The organism is Variovorax sp. FG153 (assembly GCF_057809595.1).
Genome location: NZ_JBMDKG010000030.1, coordinates 1 through 26,347, shown reverse-complemented (window position 1 = coordinate 26,347; position 26,347 = coordinate 1). Strand labels below are relative to the sequence as shown.

Here is a 26,347-nt window from a genome sequence, read left to right as displayed (position 1 = left end):
CGCGCGCTCAGCGCAGCTCGGCGAGCAGCTGCCGCGCCTGCGACTTGAGTTCGCCGGCGCTTTCGGCTTCGACTTCCTCGACCAGCGAGCGCGCGCCCTCGACGTCGCCGATGGCCTGCAGTTCGCGCGCCAGCGACAGCTTGACGGCATGCGGGCTCTCGTCGTCCTCGTGGGCCGAGGCCGACGGCGCGGCATGGTCGGCACCGTTGCCCGCGCGGGCGGGCAGGCCGGCCAGGGCGCTCATGTCGAACTCGATGAAGCCCGAGTCGGCCGGCAGGCCGGCACCGCCGCGCAGCACGGCGGGGCGGGTGTTGTCGGCGTCGTTGAGCGAGCCGGGCAGGGTGTCGAGCTGCAGCGCGCCGGGGGCGGTGTCGAAATCGTTCTCGAGATCGACCGTCGGCTGCACGCCGAGGCTGGCGGACGGGGGCGTCGTCGGCTGCGCGGCCGGGGCGGGCGCATAGGCCGACTTCGGCAGGCTGGCGCCGACCGGTGCCAGCGGCGGTGGCGCGGGCGGCTGGCTCAGGTCCAGGTCGAAATCGAGCGGTGCCACCGAGGGCACGAAGGCAGGAGCGGCCGCCACCGGCGCGGGGGCGGGCGCGGGCTTGGCGGCTGCCGGCGGGCGGGCCGATGCGGCCGCCAGCGCGCTCGCGAGCGCGGCGCTCTCGGCGGGCGTGGCGCTGCGCGGCGTGCCCGATTCGTACAGCGGATTGCCCGGGTCGAGTTCCTTGCCCATGTCGACCACGCGGGTCCAGTCGGCGCCATTGCCGCCGGTGAGCTTGTGCACTTCGGTGGCGAGGCCCTCGTAGGCGCGCAGGTCGCGGCGCTTGGCGTGGATCTCGAGCAGCTTCAGGTGGATCGCGGTGCGGTCGGGATTCACGCGCAGCGCTTCGCGCAGGATTTCCTCGGCCTGCAGGTCGCGGCCATACGCCAGGTAGACGTCGGCCTCGGCCACCGGGTCGACATCGCCGGCGTCGAGCTGGCTCGGCGAGTACGAGAGCGACGAGACGGTGGAATCGCCGCGGTTCTTGGTGTCGACCGACTCGCCGCCGCTGGCGCCGAAGAAGGAGTCCTTCGGGATGCGGCTCTCGAGGAACACGCTCTCGCTCATTTCCTCGCGCCGACGACCCAGCACGCGGTAGAGCAGGAAGCCGATCAGCAGCGCGATCAGCGCGATACCGCCCAGCATCAGCGGGTTGTCGAGCAGTTCGTCGAGGAAGCTGCGTTCGGGCGGCGGTGGGGGCGGTGCCACGACCTTCTTGGGCGCCGGCTTGGGAGCAGGTGCCGCGGCGCTGGCCGCGGGACTCGGGGCGGGCGCACCGGTGGCTGCGGCGCCCTCGGCGGGAGTGGCGGCTGCGACGGCGGCTGCTGTTGCTGGCGCGGCCTCGGCGGCGGGCGTCGCTGCGGCTGGGGCCGGCGCGGCCGCGGCAGCAGGCGTGGGCGCGGCAGCGGGAGCTGGTGCGGGGCTCGGAGCGGCGGGCGCCACGGCGGCGGCCGGGCCGGCGACGGGCACCGGAATGCCAGGCGTCGCGGCGGGCGCGGCCGCTGCGGGCGCAGGCGCTGCCGAAGGCGCCGCGGCGGTCGAGCCACCCGCGGCCTTGAGCTTGTTGAGCTCCTCGATGTTCTTCGACAGCTCGGCGACGCGGTTGCTGCGGTCTTGCGCCTGGCGGGTCTGCGCGACCTTTTCCTCGGCGGCGCGCGCGGTGGCGTTGCCTTGCGAGATGGTGAGCTTGTCGGGCGCCGTGGCCGCGGCATTGCGGTCCTCGACATTGGCCTGCACCCGGCCGCCGGCGCGGCGGCTGGCGGCGGCGACGTTCGAGGTCGGGGCGTTCTCGGCCAGCCGCTGGCGATAGGCGCTGAAGTCGCGGCTCTGGGCCGTGACCGTGCGGCGGGCTTCCGCGGCCGGCACCGCGCCGGCCTCGGTGGCGCTCGGCAGGTCGAGCACGGCACCGGCCCGGATACGGTTGACATTGCCGCCGATGAAGGCATCGGGGTTGGCCATCAGCAGCGCGACCAGCATCTGGTCGAGCGAGATGTCGGCCGGCTTGTTGGCCGCGGCGATCTTGCCGGCGGTGTCGCCACGCTGCACCGTGACCTGTTCGCCGCTGCCCGCGGGGCGGGGCGAGCGGGCCGTGGGTGCGGGGGAGGAGGCTGCCGACGGCGCCGGTGCCACGGCGACCGGCGCGGGCGCTGCGGCGGGCTCGCGGCGCGTGCGCGCGACCACCGGGCCGGGACGCTCGGCGGGCGCCGCGACCTGTGGCGCTACCGGAGCGATCGGCGTGCCGGCATCGGCCGCGGTGCGCGCGGTGGGCGGATCGAGCAGCACGGTGTAGTCGCGCACGATGCGGCCGGTGCTGCCGTTGGCCTCCAGCAGCAGGTCAATGAAGGGGTCGTTGAGCGGACGACTGCCGTTGAGGCGCACCACGTACTGGCCGCCGGCGCGGCGCTGCAGCGTCGCGCGCACGTCGCGCAGGGCCGGGTTGTAGGGAACGCCGGCCGTCTTGAAGGCGTCGGCGGTGGCCACGTTGATCTTGAGGCTGTCGGCCTCGGCCGCCGTGATCTCGGTCACGTCGATCTCTGCCCGCAGCGGTTCGCCCAGCGCCGACTGCACCTTCAGCGGACCCAGCGCCAGCGCGCTGGCATCGGTGCTGGCCAGACCCATCGCCACGGCCACCGCCGCACTCAGGACCGACAGACGAACGCCGTTCAGGGGAAGGGGGGAGCGAGCGGCCGATGGGCGGGCCGCGGGCAACAGATGTCTTGTCATGCTGATAGGGGGCGGCTCAGGCCCAGAAATTGTAAGAGGACGTTAGCATCATCACCCCCTACTGACAAGGCAATGCGCCCGTTCTACCCAGTGCGCGCATACTTACGAACACATCTTCTGTCGCCTTTCGACAACAAGGGGGTAGGCAACGGGCGCGAACTGCCCCCATCAGGCTTCCAGCAGGATGCGCAGCATGCGGCGCAGCGGTTCGGCGGCGCCCCAGAGGAGCTGGTCGCCGATGGTGAAGGCACCGACGTACTCCGGGCCCATCGCCAGCTTGCGGATGCGGCCGACCGGGATGCCCATGGTGCCGGTCACGGCCACGGGCGTCAGGTCCTGCAGGGTGGCTTCGCGGGTGTTCGGCACCACCTTCACCCAGGCGTTGTCGGCGGCGATCATGGCTTCGATGTCGGCCACCGGCACGTCCTTCTTGAGCTTGAAGGTCAATGCCTGGCTGTGGCAGCGCATGGCGCCGATGCGCACGCAGAAGCCGTCGACCGGCGTGGCCGCAGTGCCGAAGCCCGCGCCCTGGCCGAGGATCTTGTTGGTCTCGGCGCCGCCCTTCCACTCTTCCTTCGACATGCCGTCGCCCAGGTCCTTGTCGATCCAGGGGATCAGCGAGCCGCCGAGCGGGGCGCCGAAGTTGGCGGTCTCGGCAGCGCTGAGGTTCTGCTGCTTGTGCAGCACCTTGCGGTCGATCTCGAGGATGGCGGACTTGGGGTCGTCGAGCAGCGAGCGGACCTCGGCGTTGAGCGTGCCGAACTGCGTCAGCAGTTCGCGCATGTGCTGCGCGCCGCCGCCCGAGGCGGCCTGGTAGGTCATGCTGGTCATCCACTCGACCAGGCCGGCCTTGTAGAGCGCGCCCACGCCCATCAGCATGCAGCTCACGGTGCAGTTGCCGCCGATCCAGTTCTTGCCGCCGTTGGTCAGCGCGTTCTGGATCACGGGCAGGTTGACCGGGTCGAGCACGATGATCGCGTCGTCCTTCATGCGCAGCGTGGAGGCGGCGTCGATCCAGTGGCCGTTCCAGCCGGCGGCGCGCAGCTTGGGGAACACCTCGGTCGTGTAGTCGCCACCCTGGCAGGTGATGACGATGTCGCACTTCTTCAGGGCCTCGATGTCGTGCGCGTCCTTGAGGGCGGTCTCGTTCTTGGCCATCGCCGGGGCCTTGCCGCCGGCGTTGGAGGTCGAGAAGAAGACCGGCTCGATGAGGCCGAAGTCGTTTTCGGCCTGCATGCGGTCCATCAGGACCGAGCCGACCATGCCGCGCCAGCCTACGAGGCCGACCAGAGGTTGAGATGCGTTCGCCATTTGAGTGTGCCCTTTAAGAAAAAAGAAAGTCGCTGGTTTCTCTTTGCGCCCGACTCGTCAGGAGCCGGGTGGGCGTGACGAAGCGGGCTGCGGTTAGCCGGTAATCGTCTTTTTGGTGATCGAGGCCGAGAGTGCCGCCACCACGGCGTCGCCCATCTCGATGGTGCCGACCTTGCGGGTGCCCTCCGACCAGATGTCCCCCGTGCGCAGGCCGGAGGCCAGCACATGCTTGACCGCCGACTCGATCCGGTCGGCAGCTTCGGCTTGGTTGAGGGAGAAACGGAGCATCATGGCAGCGGACAGTATTGTAGCCAGGGGATTGGCAACCCCTTTGCCGGCAATGTCGGGCGCGCTGCCGTGGCTGGGCTCGTACAGGCCCTGGTTGCTGGCATTGAGCGAGGCCGAGGGCAGCATGCCGATCGAGCCCGTGAGCATCGCGGCCTCGTCCGAGAGGATGTCGCCGAACATGTTGCCGGTGACCACCACGTCGAACTTCTTGGGCGCCTTCACGAGCTGCATGGCGGCGTTGTCGACGTACATGTGGTCGAGCTCGACGTCCGGATAGTCCTTGCCGACCTCGGTCACCACGTCCTTCCAGAACTGGAAGGTCTCGAGCACGTTGGCCTTGTCGACGCTGGTCACGCGCTTGCTGCGCTTGCGGGCGGCCTCGAAGGCCACGCGCGCGATGCGCTCGATCTCGGGGCGCGAGTAGCGCATCGTGTCGAAGGCTTCCTCGGCGCCCGGGAAGTGGCCGTCGGCCGCGGTGCGGCGGCCGCGCGGCTGGCCGAAGTAGATGTCGCCGGTCAGCTCGCGGATGATGAGGATGTCCAGGCCAGCGATCAGCTCGGGCTTGAGGCTCGAGGCGTCCACCAGCTGCTCGTAGCAGATGGCCGGGCGGAAGTTGGCGAACAGGCCGAGGTTCTTGCGCAGGCCCAGGATGGCCTGCTCGGGGCGCAGCGGCCGGTCGAGCTTGTCGTACTTCCAGTCGCCCACCGCGCCGAACAGCACCGCGTCGGACTCCTTGGCGAGCTTGAGCGTCGAATCGGGCAGCGGGTGGCCATGGGCCTCGTAGGCGGCGCCGCCGACCAGGGCGGTCTCCATCTCGAACTTCAGGTCGAGCGCCTGGAGCACCTTGACGGCTTCCGCCACGATTTCGGTGCCGATGCCGTCACCAGGGAGAACTGCGATTTTCATTGGGTGGTTGTCGAAGGAAGTGAAACGGAAAACGCCTCAGGCGTTGGCGAGCATCGTGTGCGCGAGCCAGGGCTTCTGCGCCAGCCGCTCGGCCTCGAAGGCCTTGATCTTGTCCTTGTGGCGCAGCGTGAGGCCGATGTCGTCCAGGCCGTTGAGCAGGCAGTACTTGCGGAAGGCCTGCACGTCGAAGGCGAACTCCTGGCCGTCGGGCTTCACCACCACCTGGCGCTCGAGGTCGATCGTCAGCGAGTAGCCCGGGAAGGCGAAGGTCTCGTCGAACAGCTGGGCCACCTGCGCCTCGGGCAGCACGATCGGCAGCAGGCCGTTCTTGAAGCTGTTGTTGAAGAAGATGTCGGCGTAGCTCGGCGCGATGATGGCGCGGAAGCCGTACTGGTCGAGCGCCCACGGCGCGTGTTCGCGCGAGGAGCCGCAGCCGAAGTTCTTGCGCGCCAGCAGCACCGAGGCGCCCGCGTAGCGCGGCTGGTTCAGCACGAAGTCGGGGTTCGGCTTGCGGCTGGCCGGGTCCTGGCCGGGCTCGCCCGGATCGAGGTAGCGCCATTCGTCGAACAGGTTCACGCCGAAGCCGGTGCGCTTGATCGACTTGAGGAACTGCTTCGGAATGATCGCGTCGGTGTCGACGTTCTCGCGGTCCATCGGGGCCACGAGACCCTTGTGCACGGTGAATTTCTGCATGTCTTGTTCTCCTGGTCAGGCGAAGGTGCGCACGTCGACGAAATGGCCGTGCACGGCGGCCGCGGCGGCCATGGCCGGGCTCACGAGGTGGGTGCGGCCACCCGCGCCCTGGCGGCCTTCGAAGTTGCGGTTGCTGGTCGAGGCACAGCGCTCGCCGGGCTCGAGGCGGTCGGCGTTCATCGCCAGGCACATCGAGCAGCCGGGCTCGCGCCACTCGAAGCCCGCGGCCTTGAAGATCTGGTCGAGCCCTTCGCGCTCGGCCTGTTCCTTCACCACGCCCGAGCCGGGCACCACGAGCGCCAGCTTCACGTTCTTGGCGACCTTCTGGCCGAGCTTCTTCACCACGGCCGCGGCCTCGCGCATGTCCTCGATGCGGCTGTTGGTGCACGAGCCGATGAACACCTTGTCGATGAAGATGTCGTTCATCGCCTTGTTCGGCTCCAGGCCCATGTAGACCAGCGCGCGCTCGATGGCGCCGCGCTTGCTGCCGTCCTTTTCCTTGTCGGGATCGGGCACGCGGCCGTCGATCGCCACCACCATCTCGGGCGAGGTGCCCCAGGTGACCTGCGGCTTGATCTGCGTCGCGTCGAGCTCGACCACGGTGTCGAACTTCGCGCCGGGGTCGGACTGCAGCGTGCGCCAGTAGGCCGCGGCCTGGTCCCATTCGACGCCGCTGGGCGCCATCGGGCGGCCCTTGATGTAGCCGATGGTCTTCTCGTCGACCGCCACCAGGCCCGCGCGCGCGCCGGCCTCGATCGCCATGTTGCACACCGTCATGCGGCCTTCCATGCTGAGGTCGCGGATCGCCGAGCCGGCGAACTCGATCGTGTAGCCGGTGCCGCCGGCGGTGCCGATCTTGCCGATGATGGCCAGCACGATGTCCTTGGCCGTGCAGCCCAGGGGCAGCTTGCCCTCGACCTTCACGAGCATGTTCTTGGCCTTCTTGCCCAGCAGCGTCTGCGTGGCCATCACGTGCTCGACCTCGCTGGTGCCGATGCCGTGCGCGAGCGCGCCGAAGGCGCCGTGCGTGGAGGTGTGCGAGTCGCCGCAGACCACCGTCATGCCCGGCAGCGTGGCGCCGGTCTCGGGGCCGATCACGTGCACGATGCCCTGGCGCTTGCTCAGGAACGGGAAGAACGCGGCGGCGCCGAACTCGGCGATGTTGTGGTCGAGCGTGGTGACCTGCTCCTTGCTGGTCGGGTCGGCAATGCCTTCGTAGCCGCGCTCCCAGCCGGTGGTCGGCGTGTTGTGGTCGGCCGTGGCCACCACCGAGCTGATGCGCCACAGCTTGCGGCCGGCTTCGCGCAGCCCTTCGAAGGCCTGCGGGCTGGTGACCTCGTGCACCAGGTGGCGGTCGATGTAGAGGATCGCGGTGCCGTCTTCCTCGGTGTGGACGACGTGTTCGTCCCAGATCTTGTCGTAGAGCGTGCGTGCCATGTCGGTCTCTTCTCTTTCGTGGGGAAATGGATTGTCTTGGGTTTCAGGCCGCGAGCCGGTCGGCGCCGGCTTCGGCCTCGGTGGAGGAGGCCGCGTGCAGGTGGTTCACCAGCGTGCGGGCCGCCACCGGCAGCGTGGAGAAATCGCGCGCCACCAGCCGGATCTCGCGCGCGGCCCAGGCGTCGGACAGCGCCACGCTGACCAGCCCGCGGCCGATGCCGTCCTGCATCAACTCGAAGGCGCGCTGCGGCATCACGCCGATGCCCAGGCCGTTCTGGATCATCCGGCACATCGCATCGAGGCCGGTGACGTGGATGCGCAGCTTGACGCTGCGGCCCGCGAGCAGCGCGGCCTCGTGCATCGCCACGTAGATCGAGCTGTTGGTGTGCAGGCCCACGTGGTCGTAATCGAGCGCGGCGATGAACTCGATCGCGCCCTGCTCGGCCAGCGCATGGCCCGCAGGCACGATCAGCGCCAGGCGGTCGTGCCGGTAGGGCAGGCTCTGCAGCTCGCCCGCGCCGCCGGCCACGTGACACACGCCGAGGTCGGCCGCGCCTTCCTGCACCGCGCGGATCACCTCGGTGCTCAGGTGCTCCTCGAGGTCGATCTTGATCGCCTCGTGGGCGCGCGTGAACACGCCCAGGTCTTCCGGCAGGAACTGCACGATGGCCGAGATGTTGGCATGCACCCGCACGTGGCCGCGCACGCCGTCGGCGTACTCGCTGAGTTCGCCCTGCATCTTCTCGAGGCTGTAGAGCACCGATCGCGCGTGGTGCAGCAGGCTTTCGCCGGCCGGCGTCAGGTCGACGCCGCGCGCATGGCGGTAGAGCAGGGTGGTGCCGAGCGTGGCCTCGAGGTCCGACAGCCGCTTGCTGATGGCCGAGGCGGCGATGAATTCGCGCTCCGCGGCGCGCCCGATGCTGCCCAGCTCGCACACGGCCACGAACAGCTGCAGCGACGTGAGGTCGATGCGGCGGGCAAAGTTGCGTTCGGACGTGCTCATGGGGGCTTGGGCATCGCATCTGGCGATGAGTCGGCTATTTTCTTCCTGTTTTCATGCAGTTGCCATCGTGATATGAGATGGCATTGCTGCCCGAGCGCGAGGAGGGCCATGCCGAACGGGCAATAAAAAAGCTGCCCGAAGGCAGCTTTTGCAGGGAGCGGTCGGAAGAACCGATCAGCGGGCCGAGATCGGCTTCACGTCGCGCTTGGGCGAGCCTTCGAACAGCTGGCGCGGACGGCCGATCTTGTACTCGGGGTCGCCGATCATTTCGTTGAGCTGGGCGATCCAGCCGACGGTGCGGGCCAGCGCGAAGATCGCGGTGAACAGCGGCACCGGGATGCCGATGGCGCGCTGCACGATGCCCGAGTAGAAGTCGACGTTCGGGTAGAGCTTGCGCGACACGAAGTACTCGTCTTCCAGGGCGATCTTTTCCAGTTCCTTGGCGAGCTTGAACAGCGGGTCGTTTTCCAGGCCCAGCTCGGTCAGCACTTCGTTGCAGGTTTCCTGCATCAGCTTGGCGCGCGGGTCGTAGTTCTTGTACACGCGGTGGCCGAAGCCCATCAGCTTGACGTTCGAGTTCTTGTCCTTGACCTTCTTGATGAACTCGCCGATCTTCTCCACGCCACCTTCCTTCTGGATGTCGTAGAGCATGTTGAGCGCCGCTTCGTTGGCGCCGCCGTGGGCCGGGCCCCAGAGGCAGGCCACGCCGGCCGCGATGGCCGCGAAGGGGTTGGTGCCCGACGAGCCGCACAGGCGCACGGTCGAGGTCGAGGCGTTCTGCTCGTGGTCGGCGTGCAGGATGAAGATGCGGTCGAGCGCGCGCTCGAGCACCGGGTTCACCTTGTACTCCTCGCAGGGCGTGGCGAACATCATGTGCAGGAAGTTGCCCGCATAGCTGAGTTCGTTCTTCGGGTACATGTACGGCTGACCGATCGTGTACTTGTAGGCCATGGCCACGAGCGTGGGCATCTTCGCGATCAGGCGGATCGCGGCGATCTCGCGGTGCTCGGGATTGTTGATGTCCGTGCTGTCGTGATAGAAGGCCGACAGCGCGCCCACCAGGCCGGTCATGATGGCCATCGGGTGTGCGTCGCGGCGGAAGCCGCGCAGGAAGAACTGCATCTGCTCGTTGACCATCGTGTGGTTGGTCACGAGCTTGGTGAAGTTGGCCTTCTTGGCCGCGTCCGGCAGTTCACCGTACAGCAGCAGGTGGCAGGTCTCGAGGAAGTCGCAGTTGGTCGCGAGCTGCTCGATGGGATAGCCGCGATACAGCAGCTCGCCCTTGTCGCCGTCGATGTAGGTGATGGCCGACTGGCAGGCCGCGGTGGACATGAAACCCGGGTCGTAGGTGAACATGCCGGTCTGCGCATACAGCTTGCGGATGTCGATCACGTCGGGACCGACGGTGCCCTTGTAGATCGGCAGTTCGACCTTGTCGGCACCGTTGCTGAACGATAGCGTGGCCTTGGTATCGGAGGCTTTCATTTCGGGTTTCTTTCAGAGGATTGTTCGGGAGGGCGAGGAGGAAGAGGTCGTGGAGGCTGCGGGCCGCTGCGCACCGTCGGCGCGCATCAGCTGCAGAAGCTCGACCACCTCGGCCCCGGCCCATGCGGGCTCGGGCTCCTTTCTGCGAAGGAGAAGATCGAGCAAATCGTTGTCCGAGAGGTCCATCAGAACCTCCATCGCGCCGGCCTGGCCGACGGTGATGCGAGATTCGTGCCGCTCGAAGAAGCGGGCGATGAACAGATCGTTTTCGAGCAGGCCGCGCCGGCAGCGCCACTTGAGCTTGCTGAGCGCCCGTTCGTCGAGCGGCTCGGCCGCCGCGCTTCCCGAGGAAAGCGCCGAGGGCGATGGAGTGCCGGGCAAAGCAGCCATGTCGGGTCAGATGGCGCGACGCACCATCAGTTCCTTGATCTTGCCGATGGCCATGGTCGGGTTCAGGCTCTTCGGGCACACGTCGACGCAGTTCATGATCGTGTGGCAGCGGAACAGGCGGTACGGGTCCTCGAGGTTGTCGAGGCGCTCGGCGGTGGCTTCGTCGCGGCTGTCGGCGATGAAGCGGTAGGCCTGCAGCAGGCCGGCCGGGCCCACGAACTTGTCGGGGTTCCACCAGAAGCTCGGGCAGCTCGTCGAGCAGCTCGCGCACAGGATGCACTCGTACAGGCCGTTGAGCTCCTCGCGCTCTTCGGGCGACTGCAGGCGCTCCTTCTCGGGCGGCACGGTGTCGTTCTGCAGGTACGGCTTGATCGAGTTGTACTGCTTGAAGAACTGGGTCATGTCGACGATCAGGTCGCGGATCACCGGCAGGCCGGGCAGCGGCTTGAGCACCACGGTGCCCTTGAGCGTGTTCATGTTGGTCAGGCAGGCCAGACCGTTCTTGCCGTTGATGTTCATCGCGTCGGAACCGCAGACGCCTTCGCGGCACGAGCGGCGGAACGACAGCGTCGGATCCTGCGCCTTGAGCTTCATCAGGGCGTCGAGCAGCATGCGTTCGTGGCCGTCGAGTTCGATCTCGATGGTCTGCATGTAGGGCTTCGCGTCCTTGTCCGGGTCGTAGCGGTAGATCTGGAATGTGCGCTTCATCGTTGTGACCTTGTGAATGCTTTTACGTGGCTGATCTGAGCTGGCGCTTAGAAGGTGCGAACCTTCGGCGGAACCGAGGCGACCGTGAGCGGCTGCAGCTTGACGGGCTTGTAGGAGAGGCGGTTGTCGGCGCTGTACCAGAGCGTGTGCTTCATCCAGTTGGCATCGTCGCGGCCCAGCGGCGCGACCGGATCGTCGGCCGGGCGCTCGTAGTCCTCGACGGTGTGGGCACCGCGGCATTCCTTGCGGGCCGCGGCCGAGACCATGGTGGCCTGCGCCACTTCGATCAGGTTGTCGACTTCCAGTGCCTCGATGCGCGCGGTGTTGAACACCTTGGACTTGTCCTTCAGGCCGATGGCCTTCACGCGCTCGCGCACTTCGGCGATCTTGACCACGCCTTCGTCCATCGAGGCCTGCTTGCGGAACACCGCCGCGTGCTGCTGCATGGTCGAGCGGATCTGGTTGGCCACGTCCTGCGCGTACTCGCCGCCGGTGGAGTTCTGCAGTTCGTTGAGGCGCTCGAGCGTGCGGTCGGCGGCATTGGCCGGCAACGGCTTGTGTTCCTTCAGCTTGTCGTTGAACTCGACGATGTGGTTGCCGGCCGCGCGGCCGAACACCAAGAGGTCGAGCAGCGAGTTGGTGCCCAGGCGGTTGGCGCCGTGCACGCTCACGCACGAGCATTCGCCCACGGCGTAGAGACCGTTGACGACGGCGCTGTTGTCCTCGCCCTTCTGGATCACGACCTGACCGTTGATGTTGGTCGGGATGCCGCCCATCTGGTAGTGGATGGTGGGCACCACGGGGATCGGCTCCTTGGTGATGTCGACGTTGGCGAAGTTGACGCCGATCTCGTACACCGAAGGCAGGCGCTTGTGGATGGTCTCGGCACCGAGGTGGTCGAGCTTCAGCAGCACGTAGTCCTTGTTGGGACCGCAGCCGCGGCCTTCCTTGATCTCCTGGTCCATCGAGCGCGAGACGAAGTCGCGCGGTGCCAGGTCCTTCAGCGTGGGCGCGTAGCGCTCCATGAAGCGTTCGCCGTTGCTGTTGAGCAGGATCGCGCCTTCGCCGCGGCAGCCTTCGGTCAGCAGCACGCCCGCGCCGGCCACGCCGGTCGGGTGGAACTGCCAGAACTCCATGTCCTGCAGCGGGATGCCCGAGCGCGCGGCCATGCCGAGGCCGTCGCCGGTGTTGATGAAGGCGTTGGTCGAGGCCTGGAAGATGCGGCCCGCGCCGCCGGTGGCCAGCAGCACGGTCTTGGCCTGCAGGATGTGCAGGTCGCCGGTTTCCATCTCGAGCGCGGTCACGCCGACCACGTCGCCTTCGTCGTCGCGGATCAGGTCGAGTGCCATCCATTCGACGAAGAACTGGGTGCGCGCTTCCACGTTCTTCTGGTAGAGCGTGTGCAGCATCGCGTGGCCGGTGCGGTCGGCCGCGGCGCAGGCGCGCTGCACGGGCTTCTCGCCGTAGTTGGCCGTGTGGCCGCCGAACGGACGCTGGTAGATCGTGCCGTCGGGGTTGCGGTCGAAGGGCATGCCGAAGTGCTCGAGCTCGTACACGACCTTCGGTGCCTCGCGGCACATGAACTCGATCGCGTCCTGGTCGCCGAGCCAGTCGGAACCCTTGATCGTGTCGTAGAAGTGGTAGTGCCAGTTGTCCTCGCTCATGTTGCCGAGCGAGGCGCCCACGCCGCCTTGCGCAGCGACGGTGTGCGAACGGGTGGGGAACACCTTGGAGAGCACGGCCACGTTGAGGCCCGCGCGCGCAAGTTGCAGCGAGGCGCGCATGCCGGAACCGCCGGCACCGACGATCACGACGTCGAACTTGCGCTTGGTGATTTGTTCTTTTGTGTAGGTCATGGTGGGGATGGGGTCGTCAGATTTTCCAAAGCACTTGAATGGCCCAACCCGCACAACCGACCAGCCAGACGATGGTGAAGATCTGGAGCACGAGGCGGATCGCGACGGGCTGGATGTAGTCCATCCAGATGTCGCGCATGCCGACCCACACGTGATAGAGCAGCGACACGATGACGCAGAAGGTCAGGACCTTCATCCACTGGGCGGCGAAGATGCCGGCCCACAGGTCGTAGCCGATCGGGCCGCGCGTGAAGATCAGCTGCGCCAGCAGGATGATCGTGAAGAGCGCCATCAGGGCGCCCGTGACGCGCTGGCTGAGCCAGTCGCGCAGACCGTAGTGCGCGCCGACGACGATGCGCTTGGAGCCGTAGTTCACAGACATTTCAGGCTCCTTCTCAGTACAGGCCGAACAGCTTGGCGCCGAGCACGACGGTCAGCAGGACGCTCGCGGCCAGCGTGAAGATGGCCGAGCTCTTGCCGAACTCCTTGGTCACGGCCTTGTGGCTCACGTCCATCCAGAGGTGGCGCACGCCGGCGATGAAGTGGTGCAGGTAGGCCCAGATCAGCGCGAGCACCACGAGCTTGAAAAACCAGCCCGGAACGAAACCAAGGCCGCTGTTGAAGGCGGCCTTGAACTTGGCGAACGAATAGTCGGACGAGAGCGAGGTGTCGAACATCCAGATGATGAACGGCAGCAGCAGGAACATCAGCGCGCCGCTGACGCGGTGCAGGATCGACACGATGCCGGCCGGAGGCAGACGGTAGGTCGTGAGATCGGTGAAGGCGTTGATGTTGCGGAATTCGCGACGCCGTGGTGTGGAGGAGGATGCAAGCTCTGTCATGGAGGGGCTTTCGTGGCTTGTTGATTGACTTGTTCTGAGAGCGAACGCTTTTGTTTTCTCTTCGGGAAATGCAAACAACGCAAAATTCTATTGCAATGCACCATCGCGCATCGGTCGCGCTCGCGTCGACGCACCGCCGCAGTCGGATGCTCTTGACTTCATAGCGTGTTGCGCGCGCTGCACGGCGGCTCGAAGCGTATTCGTTGCATGGTCCATCGTGAGGCGCATTCAGCCGAGCTGGTTGCGATAGTGGTGCGTGTCGGTGCGATAGAGACCGCGGCGCAGTTCCATCGGCATGTCGTGGTACGTGTGGGCCACGCGTTCGACGCTCAGCAGCGGCATCTGCGGCGTGACGTCGAGCAGCTGCGCCTGTTCGGCATCGGGCAGCACCGCGCGGATCTTCTCTTCGGCGCGCACCATGCGCACGCCGAATTCGGTTTCGAACAGCGCGTACATCGGACCGGGCCAGGCGCGCAGCCGCTCGGCCGTGAGGCCCTTGAACGGCGTGCCCGGCAGCCAGAGGTCCTCGAGGATGGTCGGCACGCCGCCGTAGGCGAGCACGCGCCGCACCTGCAGCACGGCGTCGCCGGTGCGCAGGCCCAGTGCGCGCGCCACGTCGGCCGAGGCGCGCAGGCGCTTGCAGTCGACGATGGTGCGTTCGGCCGGACCTTCCGCGTTCGGATGGCCGGTGTCGGGCACCAGCTTCAGGAAGCGGTACTGCACATGCTGCTCGGCATGCGTGGCGACGAAGGTGCCCTTGCCCTGGCGCCGCACCACGAGGTTCTCGGCCGCGAGTTCGTCGATCGCCTTGCGCACCGTGCCCTGGCTGACGCGAAAGCGCACGGCCAGGTCCATCTCGCTCGGGATCGGCTCGCCCGGCTTCCACTCGCCCGCCTGCAGGCTCTGCAGGATCAGGGTCTTGATCTGCTGGTAGAGCGGGCTGAACGAGGGCGTGGTGGGCTCGTCGAGGGTGGTGGTGGGGCTGTTCATGGCAGGGCGTGGGTAAGCGCCGTAGCGGAACCCGGAGGATATCTTATATAAGACATAAGACGGGGCTCATCGAATCGGCTTAAAATGCCCGCCGTTCCCGCGCCGCGGCCGTCCGGCCCGTTTCGGACCTTCCGGCCGCCCCGCGAGACTTCCGCCGCCGCGTCTCGCGCGTGCGTCGACACCGTCACATCACTTCTGGAGTCTTCCCATGAGCAAAAAGCCCGTCCGCGTTGCCGTCACCGGTGCCGCCGGTCAAATCGGTTATGCCCTGTTGTTCCGTATCGCGTCCGGCGAAATGCTCGGCAAGGACCAGCCGGTCATCCTGCAATTGCTCGAAATCCCCGACGAGAAGGCCCAGAAGGCGCTCAAGGGCGTGATCATGGAGCTCGAGGACTGCGCCTTCCCGCTGCTGGCCGGCGTGATCCCCAGCGGCGACCCGCTGGTGGCCTTCAAGGACGCCGACTACGCGCTGCTCGTGGGTGCCCGTCCGCGCGGCCCCGGCATGGAGCGCGCCGACCTGCTGGCCGCCAACGCGCAGATCTTCACGGCCCAGGGCAAGGCGCTCAACGCCGTCGCCAGCCGCGACGTCAAGGTGCTGGTGGTCGGCAACCCGGCCAACACCAACGCCTACATCGCCATGAAGAGCGCGCCGGACCTGCCGCGCAAGAACTTCACCGCCATGCTGCGCCTGGACCACAACCGTGCCGCCAGCCAGATCGCCGCCAAGACCGGCACCGCCGTGGGCGACATCGAGAAGCTCACCGTCTGGGGCAACCACTCGCCCACGATGTACGCCGACTACCGCTTCGCCACCGTCGGCGGCAAGAGCGTCAAGGACCTGATCAACGACCAGGTCTGGAATGCCGACACCTTCCTGCCCACCGTCGGCAAGCGCGGCGCCGCGATCATCGAAGCGCGCGGCCTGTCGTCGGCCGCCTCGGCCGCCAACGCCGCCATCGACCACATGCGCGACTGGGCCCTGGGCTCGAACGGCAAGTGGGTCACGATGGGCATCCCGTCGGACGGCCAGTACGGCATTCCGAAGGACGTGATCTTCGGCTTCCCGGTCACCACCGAAAACGGCGAATACAAGCTGGTCGAAGGCCTGGCCATCGACGAATTCAGCCAGGAACGCATCAACAAGACGCTCAAGGAACTGCAGGACGAGCAGGCCGGCGTCGCCCACCTGCTGTAAGCCAGGCACCGGCATGCTCGACTGGAACCCCGCGCTCTATCGTCGCTACGAGGACGAGCGCACCCGCCCCGCACAGGAACTCCTGGCGCGGGTGCCTCTGGCGGAGGCGGCCCGCGTGGTCGACCTCGGCTGCGGTCCGGGCAACTCCACCGAGCTGCTGGTCCACCGGTTCCCGAAGGCCCAGGCCCTCGGGACCGACAACTCCGAAGCCATGCTGGTCAGCGCGCGCGAGCGCCTGCCCGGCGCGCGCTTCGAGCTGAGCGACATCGCGACCTGGGCGCCTTCCGCGGAAGCGGCGCCCGACCTCATCTATGCGAACGCGTCGCTGCAATGGGTGCCCGATCACGAAACGCTGATCCCGCGCCTGTTCGACGCGCTCGCCCCCGGCGGCGTGCTGGCCATCCAGATGCCCGACAACCGCCAGGAACCCACGCACCGCCTGATGCGCGCGCTCGCGGCCGAAGCACCCTGGGCCGAGCCCATCGGCGATGCCGACCGGCTGCGCACCAGGCTGCTGCCGCTGGGCGGCTACTACGACCTGCTCGCGCCGCGCGCGGCCAACGTCGATGTCTGGCACACGATCTACCAGCACCGCATGGCCGATGCCGCCTCCATCGTCGAATGGGTGCGCGGCACGGGCCTGAAGCCCTTCGTCGACCGGCTGCCGCCCGACCTGCAGGCCAGCTACCTGGCCGAATACGAGCGCCGCGTGAACGAGGCCTACCCGGCACGCACCGACGGCAAGCGGCTGCTGGCCTTCCCGCGCATGTTCATCGTGGCGCAGAAGAAGGCGTGACCACCGTGAGCGAACGCGCCCCCGCCCATCCCGCCCAGGTGCTGCTCGGCGCGCAGGCCGGCGCCGTCAGCCTGCCGGTGTGCGACCACTACAGCGGCGTCGAGGCGCGCATGAAGAAGAGCCTCGCGCTCCAGGCCGAGATGGCCGAGGAGTTCGGCGCCTGCGTGTTCGACGTCACCCTCGACTGCGAGGACGGCGCCCCGGTGGGCGGCGAGGCCGAGCATGCCGCGCTGGTCACCGAGCTGGCGCTGGCCGCCAGGCCCGGCATGCGCGTCGGCGTGCGCGTGCACCCGGTCGACCACCCGGCCTTCGCGGGCGACGTGGTCACCATCGCGGGCCGTGCCGGCCAGCGGCTGAGCCACCTGATGGTGCCGAAGGTCGAGTCGGTGGCCGATGTCGAGCAGGCCGTGGCCGCGCTCGATGCCGCCGATGCGGAAACGCTGCCGCTGCACGTGCTGATCGAATCGCCCCTGGCCGTGCACAACGCCTTCGACATCGCCGCCCATCCGCGCGTGCAGTCGCTGAGCTTCGGCCTGATGGACTTCGTCTCGGCCCACGCCGGTGCCATCCCCGCCGAGGGCATGGGCGCCGCGGGCCAGTTCACGCATCCGCTGGTGGTGCGCGCCAAGCTGGCGATCGCCTCGGCCGCGCATGCGCACGGCAAGGTGCCCTCGCACTGCGTGGTGACCGAGTTCAACGACATGGACGCCATGCGCACCGCGGCCCGCAAGGCGGCCCGCGAATTCGGCTACACGCGCATGTGGAGCATCCATCCGAACCAGATCCGGCCGATCCTCGAGGCCTTCGCGCCCGACGAGGCGCAGATTCAAATTGCCACAAATATCCTGGTCAAGGCGGCGGCCGCGGATTGGGCGCCGACACAAATTGATGGCACATTGCACGACCGCGCGAGCTACCGTCATTTCTGGCAGGTACTGACGCGTGCCCACGCAACAGGGCGCGCGTTGCCGCCAGAGGCCCAGGCCTGGCTGACGCCCGCGGTCTCCTGAAACCTCCGAACCAGCCTCAAGGAAACCCTCACATGAAGAAAATCGCCCTGATCGCCGCAGTGGCCCTGGCTCTGCCGTTCGGTGCGCTGGCCCAGAGCAGCAGCACGCCCGCCAAGCCGGCCGCTGCCAAGCCCGCCGCCAAGTCCGCCGAAGCCAAGAAGGCACCGCCCAAGCGCCAGGTCACCCGCAAGGCCGCCAAGGCCGTCGAGGAAGTCACGCCGATCAGCGACGACACCAACATCGTGCTCACCGAGTCCGACCTCGAGGTCGCCAAGCGCGTGTCGACCGGCAAGGCCCAGTGCGAACTCGGCGCCGACGTGACCGTGACCGAGGACGAGAAGAAGCCCGGCTTCTTCACCGTGACCACCAAGGGCCTGCGCTACCGCATGCACCCGGTCGAAAGCCGCACCGGCGCCATCCGCCTCGAAGACCCCCGTGCCGGCGCCATGTGGCTGCAGCTGGGCAACAAGTCGATGCTGATGAACCAGAAGGCAGGCCTGCGCATCGCCGACGAATGCCAGACGCCGGCCCAGATCGCCTTTGCCGAAGAAATGAAGAAGAACCCGCCGAAGAGCCTTTTCGAAGGCGCTGACGGCGACAAGAAGTAAGTCGACCCCACGAGGGACGGCGCGGCTCTTGCTTGCCGACCGGCGAAGGCCGGACGGCGGGTCGAACACCGCGCCGCATGCCCTCCAGCCCCAAGTTTCCGGAGAAAAGAAGATGTTGCAAGCCTACGTTGACCATGTCGCCGAGCGCGCCGCGCTCGGTATCCCGCCGCTGCCCCTGAGCGCGAAGCAGACCTCTGAAGCGATCGAGCTCCTCAAGAGCGCGAACGAAAAGGACGGTGCCTTCCTGCTCGACCTGCTGACCCACCGCGTGCCCGCGGGCGTGGACGACGCCGCCAAGGTCAAGGCCAGCTATCTCGCGGCCGTGGCGCATGGCACCGAGAAGAGCGCGTTCATCACGCGCGCCCGTGCCACCGAACTGCTCGGCACGATGCTCGGCGGCTACAACATCAGCCCCATGATCGACCTGCTGGACGACGCCGAAGTCGGCGCCGTCGCGGCCGAGGGCCTCAAGAAGACGCTGCTGATGTTCGACCAGTTCCACGACGTCAAGGAAAAGGCCGACAAGGGCAATGCCAACGCCAAGGGCGTGCTGCAGAGCTGGGCCGATGCCGAGTGGTTCACCAGCCGTCCCGAAGTGCCGCAGAGCATCACCGTCAGCATCTTCAAGGTGGCCGGCGAGATCAACACCGACGACCTGTCGCCCGCGCCCGACGCGACCACGCGTCCCGACATCCCGATGCACGCCCTGGCGATGCACAAGAACGCGCGCCCCGGCATCGTTCCCGAGGAAGACGGCAAGCGCGGCCCGGTGAAGTTCATCGAGGACCTGCGCGCGCGCGGCCACCTCGTGGCCTACGCCGGCGACGTGGTCGGCACGGGTTCGTCGCGCAAGAGCGCGACCAACTCGGTGCTGTGGTTCACCGGCGAGGACATCCCGTTCGTGCCCAACAAGCGCTTCGGCGGCGTCTGCCTCGGCGGCAAGATCGCGCCGATCTTCTACAACACGATGGAAGACTCGGGCGCGCTGCCGATCGAGCTCGACGTGACGCAGATGAACATGGGCGACGTGGTCGAGCTGCGTCCCTACGAAGGCAAGGCCCTGAAGGACGGCCAGGTCATCGCCGAATTCACCGTGAAGAGCGACGTGCTGTTCGACGAAGTGCGCGCCGGCGGCCGCATTCCGCTGATCATCGGCCGCGGCCTCACGGCCAAGGCGCGCGAAGCGCTGGGCCTGCCGGTCTCCACGCTGTTCCGCCTGCCGCAAAGCCCGGTCGACACCAAGAAGGGCTTCTCGCTGGCACAGAAGATGGTCGGCCGCGCCTGCGGCCTGCCCGAAGGCCAGGGCGTGCGCCCGGGCACGTACTGCGAACCCAAGATGACTTCGGTCGGCTCGCAGGACACCACCGGCCCGATGACGCGCGACGAGCTGAAGGACCTGGCCTGCCTGGGCTTCTCGGCCGACCTCGTGATGCAGTCGTTCTGCCACACGGCGGCGTACCCGAAGAAGGTCGACGTCAAGATGCACCATGAACTCCCCGAGTTCATGGCCAACCGCGGCGGCGTTTCGCTGCGCCCGGGCGACGGCGTGATCCACAGCTGGCTCAACCGCCTGCTGACCCCCGACACCGTGGGCACCGGCGGCGACAGCCACACCCGCTTCCCGATCGGCATCAGCTTCCCGGCGGGCTCGGGCCTCGTGGCCTTCGCGGCCGCCACCGGCGTGATGCCGCTGGACATGCCCGAGTCGGTGCTGGTGCGCTTCAAGGGCAAGATGCAGCCCGGCGTCACGCTGCGCGACCTGGTCAACGCGATTCCCCTGTACGCCATCAAGTCGGGTCTGCTGACGGTGGCCAAGCAAGGCAAGAAGAACATCTTCTCGGGCCGCATCCTCGAGATCGAAGGCCTGCCCGACCTCAAGGTCGAACAAGCCTTCGAGCTCAGCGACGCCTCGGCCGAACGCTCGGCCGCCGGCTGCACGGTGCACCTGAACAAGGAACCGATCATCGAATACATCAACAGCAACATCACGCTGATGAAGTGGATGATTGCCGAAGGCTACGCGGATGCCCGCACGCTGGCACGCCGCATCGCCGCGCAGGAAGCCTGGCTCAAGGACCCGCAATTGCTCAAGGGCGATGCCGACGCCGACTATGCCGCCGTCATCGAGATCGACCTGGCGGAGATCCACGAACCGATCGTGGCCTGCCCGAACGACCCGGACGACGTGAAGACGCTGAGCGACGTGGCCGGTGCCGCGATCGACGAAGTGTTCATCGGCTCGTGCATGACCAACATCGGCCACTTCCGCGCCGCGTCGAAGCTGCTCGAAGGCAAGCGCGACATCCCGGTCAAGCTGTGGATCGCGCCGCCGACCAAGATGGACGCGCAGCAGCTGACCGAGGAAGGCCACTACGGCGTGTTCGGCAATGCCGGTGCCCGCACCGAGATGCCGGGCTGCTCGCTGTGCATGGGCAACCAGGCCCAGGTGCGCGAAGGCGCCACGGTCATGTCGACCAGCACCCGCAACTTCCCGAACCGCCTGGGCAAGAACACCAACGTGTACCTGGGTTCGGCCGAGCTGGCCGCCATTTGCTCGCGCCTCGGCCGCATTCCGACCAAGGAAGAGTACATGGCCAGCGCCGGCGTGCTCGATGCGTCCAGCGCGCAGATCTACCAGTACCTGAACTTCGACAAGATCGAGGACTACAAGGGCGTGGCGGATTCGGTCACGGCCTGAGTCTGAAGACAGGCCGGACGGTCCCCGGGCCGGCCCGGCCCGCGTCGACGAAGCCCCGCATCCGCGGGGCTTTTTTCATGGCGCCCGCGCTGGCATTCAGAGCGCCGGGGGGCGGTTCGGGCTCAGGTACTGCGTGCCCTTGAGTTCCATCGCCGCGCCCGCGGGTCCGCCCACCGCGTGCGGCAGCGAGGTCGTGAGCGAGGTCGCGAAGTCGCCGCGGTAGAGCTTGGCGCCCTGGTGCGTGAGGTTGGAGTTGGCGTCGATGTGGATCGCCTCGCCCAGGCCCGACCAGAGGCGGCAGAAGCCGTAGTCTTCCGAGAGGTAGCGGCGCGTCACGGGGTCGATCATCACGTCGAAGAAGCGGTAGTGCAGGCCGAGGTCGGCCTCGCCGATGCTGTCGGGCACGTAGCTGAGCTCGGGATAGCTCGCCATCAGCCGCTCGAACACGCCGCGTTTGATCGCCATGAAGCCCGTGGGCGCCTCGGTCATCTTCATGAAGCCGTCGGGCTGCACCTCGAGCTCGACCTTGCCGCTGATCTCGGAGGCGTTGGCGTTGACGGTGTAGCGCGTGAACGTCGCTTCGAACTGCGCGCGCGTGGTGCCGGCCGCGACGCCTTCGTGCGGCCAGTCCTCGCGCTTGAGCGGATAGACGCCGGCCGCGATGTCGTAGTCCGAGAGCAGCAGCCGGAACGCCGCCTGCGCCGAAAAGCCGATGTCCGCGTCGATCCAGAACAGATGGGTCCATTCCGGGTTGGCGAGGAACTGGGCCACGCAGTTGTTGCGCGCCCGGGTCACGAGGCTTTCGCCCTGGTGGAACAGCACCTGCATGCGCATGCCGGCGCGCTCGGCCTCGATGGCGAAGTTCATCATCGACATCACGTAGTTCTGGAAGAACTTGCCGTCGTGGCTCGGCGTGACGATCACGGGAAAGAAGCGCTGGAGGGCGGAGGGTTCGAGCATGGCGGCTCCGGTTATCGGGCGGGGCGCTGCATCAGGCCGAGCAGCAGCGTGTTGTACACCTCGGTGGCGGCCGCGTTGCCGGGCAGGTAGCGGTCGATCAGGCCGCGCTGGCGCTCGCGGTAGGCGAGCGACTGCGCATCGTGCGTGTCGATCGCCTCGAGCACGCGCGCGCTGCCCGCGGCCACGTCGTTGGCTTCGTAGTAGTAGCCGAGGTCCGCGCACAGGTGGGCGTTGTGCACCAGCGGATAGCCCTGCCAGCAGGTCTCAAGGTAGAAGTAGTTGAGCGGGTTCTCCCACTGGTGCGAGATCACGATGTCGGTGTTCTGCGCCAGGAAGGTCGGCGTGTCGTGCCGGCCCAGGAACACGGCCTTGTGCTCGCGCACCAGATCGAGCTGGTTCATCAGGGTGATGAATTCCATGTTCTCGCGCGCCATCTTCTCGGCGTTGGCCACCTGCAGCAGCGCGATCGCCTCGCGCCGCGCGCGGTAGGCCAGTTCGGCGACCAGGATCGGGTAGAGGCAGAACTTCACCACGTTGATGTTCGGCTCCATCACGCTGAGGCGCCGCGGGCCGACGCGCGGCTGGTAGACGCCGCCCTCGGGCAATCCGCGCGTGCGCTCCTCGAGGAACACCGGGCTCCAGACGAAGGGCACAGCGCGCGCCTCGATCCGGCGCAGCACCTCGAAGTAGGGCTGGCTGATGTGCGCCACCTGCGGAACCATCCAGATGTCGTCGTAGCGCTGGTTGACGAACAGGTTACGGCCCCATAGCGGCTTGTTGAACAGCATCGACTCCATCGCGTGCACGTACTCGAAGCCGCAGCAGTACGACACCAGCCGGGCGCTGCGCTGCTTGAGGTAGTCGGTCTGCAGGTGGTCGATCTGGCCGCCCAGCTCGATCAGCACGTCGACGCTGTCCTTCGCTCCCTCGAAGTTCGTCGTGGGCCAGCGCGCCTGGTCCCAGGGCAGGGCCGACGTGATCGGCGTGGCCGTGGTGTTGACCAGCACCACCGAGGCCACGCCCGGGCAGTGCTTGAGCGCCTCGGCCAGAAACACGGCGTTCTGCTTGATGCCGTTGTTCCAGAGGGTTTCGGCTTCGTGGTGGAGGCCGATGGTGATGCCGATGCGGAGGCGGTTGGTTGAATTCACTTTTGTTGCTCAATTGTTAATTGATGCCGCCTGTGCTTTGTGGTGAGAAATAAATCACAGGTGAATAAGTTGTTATGTGAACAAGTTCCACATTGGACTGGCATCGAGAGCGATTCCGCTCAATTCATCAAGCCATGCGCTGCGATGGCGATGTGAATTAATTCCATACGATTGAGAAAAAGTCCTTACGAAACATGGGCTTGCGGCGTGACTGTCACTGGTTTTGGCTGGCATCGAGATTCTATGTTTTCGCAGCCAAGAGACTATCCGGAGACAATTGTTAATCAGTGTGAATGTTAATTTCACGCTGTTCTGTGAACTAAATCATCGAAATTTTTCAAGCAATTTTTCTCGATGCATTTCGAATGTAAACAAGTATGTACATTCCACCGCTCTTGTGAACAGCGCGGTGATTGAGATCTCGGCGACGAGCGTCAAGCACGACCCTTTCACATTTTTTCCGGGACCTCCCGCGCCGGTCCCGAGATTCCACACGCAGTTGGCAGTCAATGAACAAGTCATATAGAAGTATCTGGAATGAGTCGCTAGGTGCATGGGTGGCTGCTTCGGAAATCACTTCCGCCCGAGGCAAGCGCAGCAGTTCGGCTGCCGTGATCTCGGGTGCCGTGCTGAGCGTCGCCCTGGCGTCCTTCGGTTTGATGGAGAGCGCGAACGCCTACATCGTCGGACCGCCGAACGGCGCCTGCAACACGGGTGCGAACACCGGCCCCGATGGCAAGGCCTACCCGGCGACGGTCGATCCGGTCGACGGCTCCGGCGTGTACTCGACGGTGGTGGGCGGGTGCTCGGCCAACGGTGGCGGCTTCCTGGGCGTGACGCTGTTCGGGTCGTTTACCAGAGCCACGGGCAAGGGCGCCAGCATGTACGGCATGGGGTCGACTGCCGCGCAGTTCGCCTCGGCCTTCGGCTTGCAGGCCAACGCCTCCGGCATCAGCAGCGTGGCGATGGGTCACAACTCCGTGGCCAGCGGCGGTACCAGCCTCGCGATCGGCTACTCCGCCAATGCGCTGGGGCCATCGGCCATCGCGATCGGCCCGAACGCCAACGCGGCGGCCCTTGGCTCGTCGAACCTGGCGATCGGCTCCGGAGCGCTGGCCACGGGCACGGCTGCAAGCCTGGGCGATTCGACCGCCATCGGCACCAGCGCCAAGGCCACGGGGCAGGACTCGACCGCCGTCGGCGGCCAGACCACCGCGTCGGGCAAGAACACGCTCGCGATCGGCAACAACGGCACGACGGCATCGGCGGATGGCGCCACCGCCTTCGGCGTCGGCGCGACCGCCTCCGGTCAGAACTCGCTGGCGGCTGGCAACGGTTCCCTTGCTTCGAACAACGGTTCGATCGCCATCGGCAGCAACGCGAACGGCGTGGCCACCTCGGCGGCGACCGACGGCATCGCCATCGGCGGGCAGTCCTCGGTCGTGGCGGCCGCCACCTCCGGCATCGCGGTGGGACGCGGCGCCGTGGTCAACGGCGCCTTCGGCATCGCGCAGGGCGATGGCGTGACCAGCGGCGCGACGGGCCGCAACGTGGCGATCGGCTCCAGCGGGACCACGGCCAACGGCGGCAGTGCGAACGGCGGCGCCGTGGCGATCGGCCGCAATCAGAAGGCGACCGGCGACGGCGCGGTGGCAATCGGCGATCCGAACACTGCCACTGGCACAGGAGCGGTGGCCGTGGGCGCCGACAACACGGCCAACGGGACCGGAGCGCTCGCGGTCGGTAACGCCAACAATGCAATCGGCACGGCCGCCATCGCGCTGGGCAGCACCTCGAACGCTACCGCGAACGGCACCGTGGCGATCGGTAATGTGGCGAATGCCTATGGCACCGAAGGCGTCGCGATCGGTTCGGGCGTACGGGCCAACACCTTCGGTACCGCGATCGGAACCGGCTCCAACGCTGCTGGCATGAGTTCCACCGCCATCGGCCAGGCTGCCAGCGCCCAAGGCCTCAATTCGACGGCGATCGGGCTCAACAGCCGCGCCCTGGCGACGCAGGGGGTGGCGATCGGCGCGATCGCCACCGCAGGCGACAACGCGTTGGCCATGGGGTATAGCGCGAACGCCTTGGGAGGCAGCAGCCTGGCTCTTGGGGCCCTTTCCACGGCCAATCAGTCCGGAGGGGTGGCGGTCGGCACGTTCTCGCAAGCGACCGGATCTTCTGCCACGGCCTTGGGCACCGCCGCCAATGCATTCGGCAACAGAAGCGTGGCGCTCGGGCGCGACGTGGCTGCCGGCAACACGGGCAGCGTCGCCATCGGCAACACCGCCAATGCCGTGGCTGCCAACGCCGTGGCGATCGGCACCGTGTCGATCGCCACGGGTGCCGACTCGCTGGCGCTTGGCACCAACGCGCGTTCCATCGCGGACGGCGCCATCGCCATCGGCAAGAACGCCGCCATCGGCTCGAACACCGACGTCAACACCATCGCGATCGGCACGAACGCGAACAGCTGGGGCGGCAGCATCGCGCTGGGTACCGGCGCATCCGCCGACCAGATCGGGGTGGCGCCGCAGAACGCCTCGATCGCGATCGGCGGCAATGCAACGACCGACGACCGGACCACCCGCAGCATCGCGATCGGCAACGGTGCCGTCGTCAAGTCGGCGGACCTGTCGGTCACCGATGCGGCGATCGCCTTCGGCGCCAACGCGATCAGCCTGGGCTCGAACGCGGTGTCGATGGGCACGGGCGCCAACGCCGCTTATGCCAACAGCGTCGCGCTGGGCGCGGGCAGCGTGACGGGCGCCAAGGCGCCGACCGGCAACGGCTTCCTCACCGGCACCAACGCACCCGCCTCCGAAGTCTCGGTGGGCTCGTCGTCGGCCCTGCGGCGCATCACCAACGTGGCCGATGGTGCGGCGCTGCAGGACGCCGTGACGGTGGCGCAGCTGAGCACGGGCATGAGCACGACCGCCAGCAGCATCGGCAGCCTGTCGACCTCGACCTCGACCGGCCTGAGCACCGCGACCAGCAGCATCGGCAGCCTGTCGTCGGGCCTGAGCACGACGAACAGCCGGGTGTCGAGCCTGTCGACCTCGACATCGACAGGGCTGAGCACCGCCACCAGTTCCATCAGCAGCCTGTCGACCTCCACCTCGACGGGCCTGAGCACGGCCACGAGCAGCATCGGCAGCCTGTCGTCGGGTCTGAGTACGACGAACAGCAGCGTGTCGAGCCTGTCGACTTCGACGTCGACCGGGTTGAGCACGGCGACCAGTTCCATCGGCAGCCT

At 67.3% G+C, this 26,347-nt stretch carries 21 protein-coding genes; 6 read left to right on the top strand and 15 right to left on the bottom strand.

All coding sequences use genetic code 11. The annotated features are described in order from the left end of the window. Positions 1 to 7: 7 nt before the first annotated feature. The 13 genes from ACODT0_RS27160 to ACODT0_RS27100 form a co-directional block, all read right to left on the bottom strand. Entirely contained in the window at positions 8 to 2,659 is a 2,652-nt protein-coding gene (locus tag ACODT0_RS27160; RefSeq protein WP_409976493.1) for a FimV/HubP family polar landmark protein, read from the bottom strand. A gap of 273 nt (positions 2,660 to 2,932) precedes the next feature. Then, complete coding sequence (gene asd, locus ACODT0_RS27155; protein WP_057595813.1) at positions 2,933 to 4,075, bottom strand: aspartate-semialdehyde dehydrogenase; 1,143 nt, start codon at positions 4,073 to 4,075, stop codon at positions 2,933 to 2,935. 93 nt (positions 4,076 to 4,168) lie between these two features. Beyond that, entirely contained in the window at positions 4,169 to 5,269 is a 1,101-nt protein-coding gene (leuB, locus tag ACODT0_RS27150; protein WP_261208654.1) for a 3-isopropylmalate dehydrogenase, read from the bottom strand. Between the two features lie 36 nt (positions 5,270 to 5,305). Further along, positions 5,306 to 5,962: a 3-isopropylmalate dehydratase small subunit gene (leuD, locus tag ACODT0_RS27145; RefSeq protein ID WP_057595815.1), complete on the bottom strand. Its 657-nt coding sequence runs from the start codon at positions 5,960 to 5,962 to the stop codon at positions 5,306 to 5,308. A gap of 15 nt (positions 5,963 to 5,977) precedes the next feature. Then, positions 5,978 to 7,399, bottom strand: coding sequence for a 3-isopropylmalate dehydratase large subunit (gene leuC / locus ACODT0_RS27140; protein ID WP_057595816.1), 1,422 nt, complete (start codon positions 7,397 to 7,399; stop codon positions 5,978 to 5,980). A gap of 43 nt (positions 7,400 to 7,442) precedes the next feature. Further along, on the bottom strand, positions 7,443 to 8,402 hold the full coding sequence (locus ACODT0_RS27135; protein ID WP_261208650.1) for a LysR family transcriptional regulator: 960 nt from the start codon (positions 8,400 to 8,402) through the stop codon (positions 7,443 to 7,445). A 174-nt stretch (positions 8,403 to 8,576) separates the two neighbouring features. Further along, positions 8,577 to 9,887, bottom strand: a complete 1,311-nt coding sequence (gltA, locus tag ACODT0_RS27130; protein WP_057595818.1) for a citrate synthase — start codon at positions 9,885 to 9,887, stop codon at positions 8,577 to 8,579. A 12-nt stretch (positions 9,888 to 9,899) separates the two neighbouring features. Then, positions 9,900 to 10,277, bottom strand: coding sequence for an FAD assembly factor SdhE (locus ACODT0_RS27125; RefSeq protein ID WP_064262389.1), 378 nt, complete (start codon positions 10,275 to 10,277; stop codon positions 9,900 to 9,902). A 6-nt stretch (positions 10,278 to 10,283) separates the two neighbouring features. Continuing rightward, complete coding sequence (locus ACODT0_RS27120) at positions 10,284 to 10,985, bottom strand: succinate dehydrogenase iron-sulfur subunit (protein ID WP_057595819.1); 702 nt, start codon at positions 10,983 to 10,985, stop codon at positions 10,284 to 10,286. Between the two features lie 47 nt (positions 10,986 to 11,032). Beyond that, complete coding sequence (gene sdhA / locus ACODT0_RS27115) at positions 11,033 to 12,841, bottom strand: succinate dehydrogenase flavoprotein subunit (RefSeq protein WP_261208647.1); 1,809 nt, start codon at positions 12,839 to 12,841, stop codon at positions 11,033 to 11,035. 16 nt (positions 12,842 to 12,857) lie between these two features. Beyond that, positions 12,858 to 13,223, bottom strand: a complete 366-nt coding sequence (gene sdhD / locus ACODT0_RS27110) for a succinate dehydrogenase, hydrophobic membrane anchor protein (protein ID WP_057595821.1) — start codon at positions 13,221 to 13,223, stop codon at positions 12,858 to 12,860. 13 nt (positions 13,224 to 13,236) lie between these two features. Continuing rightward, positions 13,237 to 13,683 (bottom strand): succinate dehydrogenase, cytochrome b556 subunit, encoded by a 447-nt coding sequence (gene sdhC, locus ACODT0_RS27105; RefSeq protein ID WP_261208645.1) that lies wholly within the window; start codon positions 13,681 to 13,683, stop codon positions 13,237 to 13,239. 228 nt (positions 13,684 to 13,911) lie between these two features. After that, positions 13,912 to 14,673, bottom strand: a complete 762-nt coding sequence (locus ACODT0_RS27100; protein ID WP_057595823.1) for a GntR family transcriptional regulator — start codon at positions 14,671 to 14,673, stop codon at positions 13,912 to 13,914. A gap of 208 nt (positions 14,674 to 14,881) precedes the next feature. Between ACODT0_RS27100 and ACODT0_RS27095 the strand changes: the two genes are divergently transcribed. The 5 genes from ACODT0_RS27095 (at position 14,882) to ACODT0_RS27075 (ending at position 20,980) form a co-directional block, all read left to right on the top strand. Beyond that, the gene (locus tag ACODT0_RS27095) at positions 14,882 to 15,868 is read left to right on the top strand and encodes a malate dehydrogenase (protein WP_057595824.1); all 987 of its coding nucleotides are present in this window, start codon (positions 14,882 to 14,884) and stop codon (positions 15,866 to 15,868) included. A gap of 13 nt (positions 15,869 to 15,881) precedes the next feature. Continuing rightward, positions 15,882 to 16,664, top strand: coding sequence for a trans-aconitate 2-methyltransferase (tam, locus tag ACODT0_RS27090; protein WP_093348765.1), 783 nt, complete (start codon positions 15,882 to 15,884; stop codon positions 16,662 to 16,664). Next, complete coding sequence (locus tag ACODT0_RS27085; protein ID WP_057595826.1) at positions 16,661 to 17,674, top strand: HpcH/HpaI aldolase/citrate lyase family protein; 1,014 nt, start codon at positions 16,661 to 16,663, stop codon at positions 17,672 to 17,674. The genes tam and ACODT0_RS27085 overlap by 4 nt, the downstream gene beginning before the upstream one ends. A 32-nt stretch (positions 17,675 to 17,706) precedes the next feature. Beyond that, on the top strand, positions 17,707 to 18,282 hold the full coding sequence (locus ACODT0_RS27080) for a hypothetical protein (protein ID WP_057595827.1): 576 nt from the start codon (positions 17,707 to 17,709) through the stop codon (positions 18,280 to 18,282). A gap of 112 nt (positions 18,283 to 18,394) precedes the next feature. Next, positions 18,395 to 20,980, top strand: a complete 2,586-nt coding sequence (locus ACODT0_RS27075) for a bifunctional aconitate hydratase 2/2-methylisocitrate dehydratase (protein ID WP_057595828.1) — start codon at positions 18,395 to 18,397, stop codon at positions 20,978 to 20,980. Positions 20,981 to 21,076: 96 nt separating this feature from the next. Here the strand turns inward: ACODT0_RS27075 and ACODT0_RS27070 are convergent, their stop codons facing one another. Beyond that, positions 21,077 to 21,940 carry a hypothetical protein gene (locus ACODT0_RS27070; protein WP_489042769.1) on the bottom strand — a complete coding sequence of 288 codons (864 nt, stop codon included), beginning with the start codon at positions 21,938 to 21,940 and terminating at the stop codon, positions 21,077 to 21,079. Between the two features lie 11 nt (positions 21,941 to 21,951). Next, positions 21,952 to 23,088, bottom strand: coding sequence for a DUF2827 domain-containing protein (locus ACODT0_RS27065; RefSeq protein ID WP_489042768.1), 1,137 nt, complete (start codon positions 23,086 to 23,088; stop codon positions 21,952 to 21,954). 509 nt (positions 23,089 to 23,597) lie between these two features. Here ACODT0_RS27065 and ACODT0_RS27060 point away from each other — a divergent pair. After that, a partial coding sequence (locus ACODT0_RS27060) for an ESPR-type extended signal peptide-containing protein (protein WP_489042767.1) occupies positions 23,598 to 26,347 on the top strand: 2,750 nt, incomplete at its 3' end.

Bases quoted from the DNA above. Each gene is read 5' to 3' on its own strand.
- ACODT0_RS27160 (WP_409976493.1), bottom strand. From the start codon at position 2,659: ATGGGTCTGGCCAGCACCGATGCCAGCGCGCTGGCGCTGGGTCCGCTG.
- asd (WP_057595813.1), bottom strand. From the start codon at position 4,075: ATGGCGAACGCATCTCAACCTCTGGTCGGCCTCGTAGGCTGGCGCGGC.
- leuB (WP_261208654.1), bottom strand. From the start codon at position 5,269: ATGAAAATCGCAGTTCTCCCTGGTGACGGCATCGGCACCGAAATCGTG.
- leuD (WP_057595815.1), bottom strand. From the start codon at position 5,962: ATGCAGAAATTCACCGTGCACAAGGGTCTCGTGGCCCCGATGGACCGC.
- leuC (WP_057595816.1), bottom strand. From the start codon at position 7,399: ATGGCACGCACGCTCTACGACAAGATCTGGGACGAACACGTCGTCCAC.
- ACODT0_RS27135 (WP_261208650.1), bottom strand. From the start codon at position 8,402: ATGAGCACGTCCGAACGCAACTTTGCCCGCCGCATCGACCTCACGTCG.
- gltA (WP_057595818.1), bottom strand. From the start codon at position 9,887: ATGAAAGCCTCCGATACCAAGGCCACGCTATCGTTCAGCAACGGTGCC.
- ACODT0_RS27125 (WP_064262389.1), bottom strand. From the start codon at position 10,277: ATGGCTGCTTTGCCCGGCACTCCATCGCCCTCGGCGCTTTCCTCGGGA.
- ACODT0_RS27120 (WP_057595819.1), bottom strand. From the start codon at position 10,985: ATGAAGCGCACATTCCAGATCTACCGCTACGACCCGGACAAGGACGCG.
- sdhA (WP_261208647.1), bottom strand. From the start codon at position 12,841: ATGACCTACACAAAAGAACAAATCACCAAGCGCAAGTTCGACGTCGTG.
- sdhD (WP_057595821.1), bottom strand. From the start codon at position 13,223: ATGTCTGTGAACTACGGCTCCAAGCGCATCGTCGTCGGCGCGCACTAC.
- sdhC (WP_261208645.1), bottom strand. From the start codon at position 13,683: ATGACAGAGCTTGCATCCTCCTCCACACCACGGCGTCGCGAATTCCGC.
- ACODT0_RS27100 (WP_057595823.1), bottom strand. From the start codon at position 14,673: ATGAACAGCCCCACCACCACCCTCGACGAGCCCACCACGCCCTCGTTC.
- ACODT0_RS27095 (WP_057595824.1), top strand. From the start codon at position 14,882: ATGAGCAAAAAGCCCGTCCGCGTTGCCGTCACCGGTGCCGCCGGTCAA.
- tam (WP_093348765.1), top strand. From the start codon at position 15,882: ATGCTCGACTGGAACCCCGCGCTCTATCGTCGCTACGAGGACGAGCGC.
- ACODT0_RS27080 (WP_057595827.1), top strand. From the start codon at position 17,707: ATGAAGAAAATCGCCCTGATCGCCGCAGTGGCCCTGGCTCTGCCGTTC.
- ACODT0_RS27075 (WP_057595828.1), top strand. From the start codon at position 18,395: ATGTTGCAAGCCTACGTTGACCATGTCGCCGAGCGCGCCGCGCTCGGT.
- ACODT0_RS27070 (WP_489042769.1), bottom strand. From the start codon at position 21,940: ATGCTCGAACCCTCCGCCCTCCAGCGCTTCTTTCCCGTGATCGTCACG.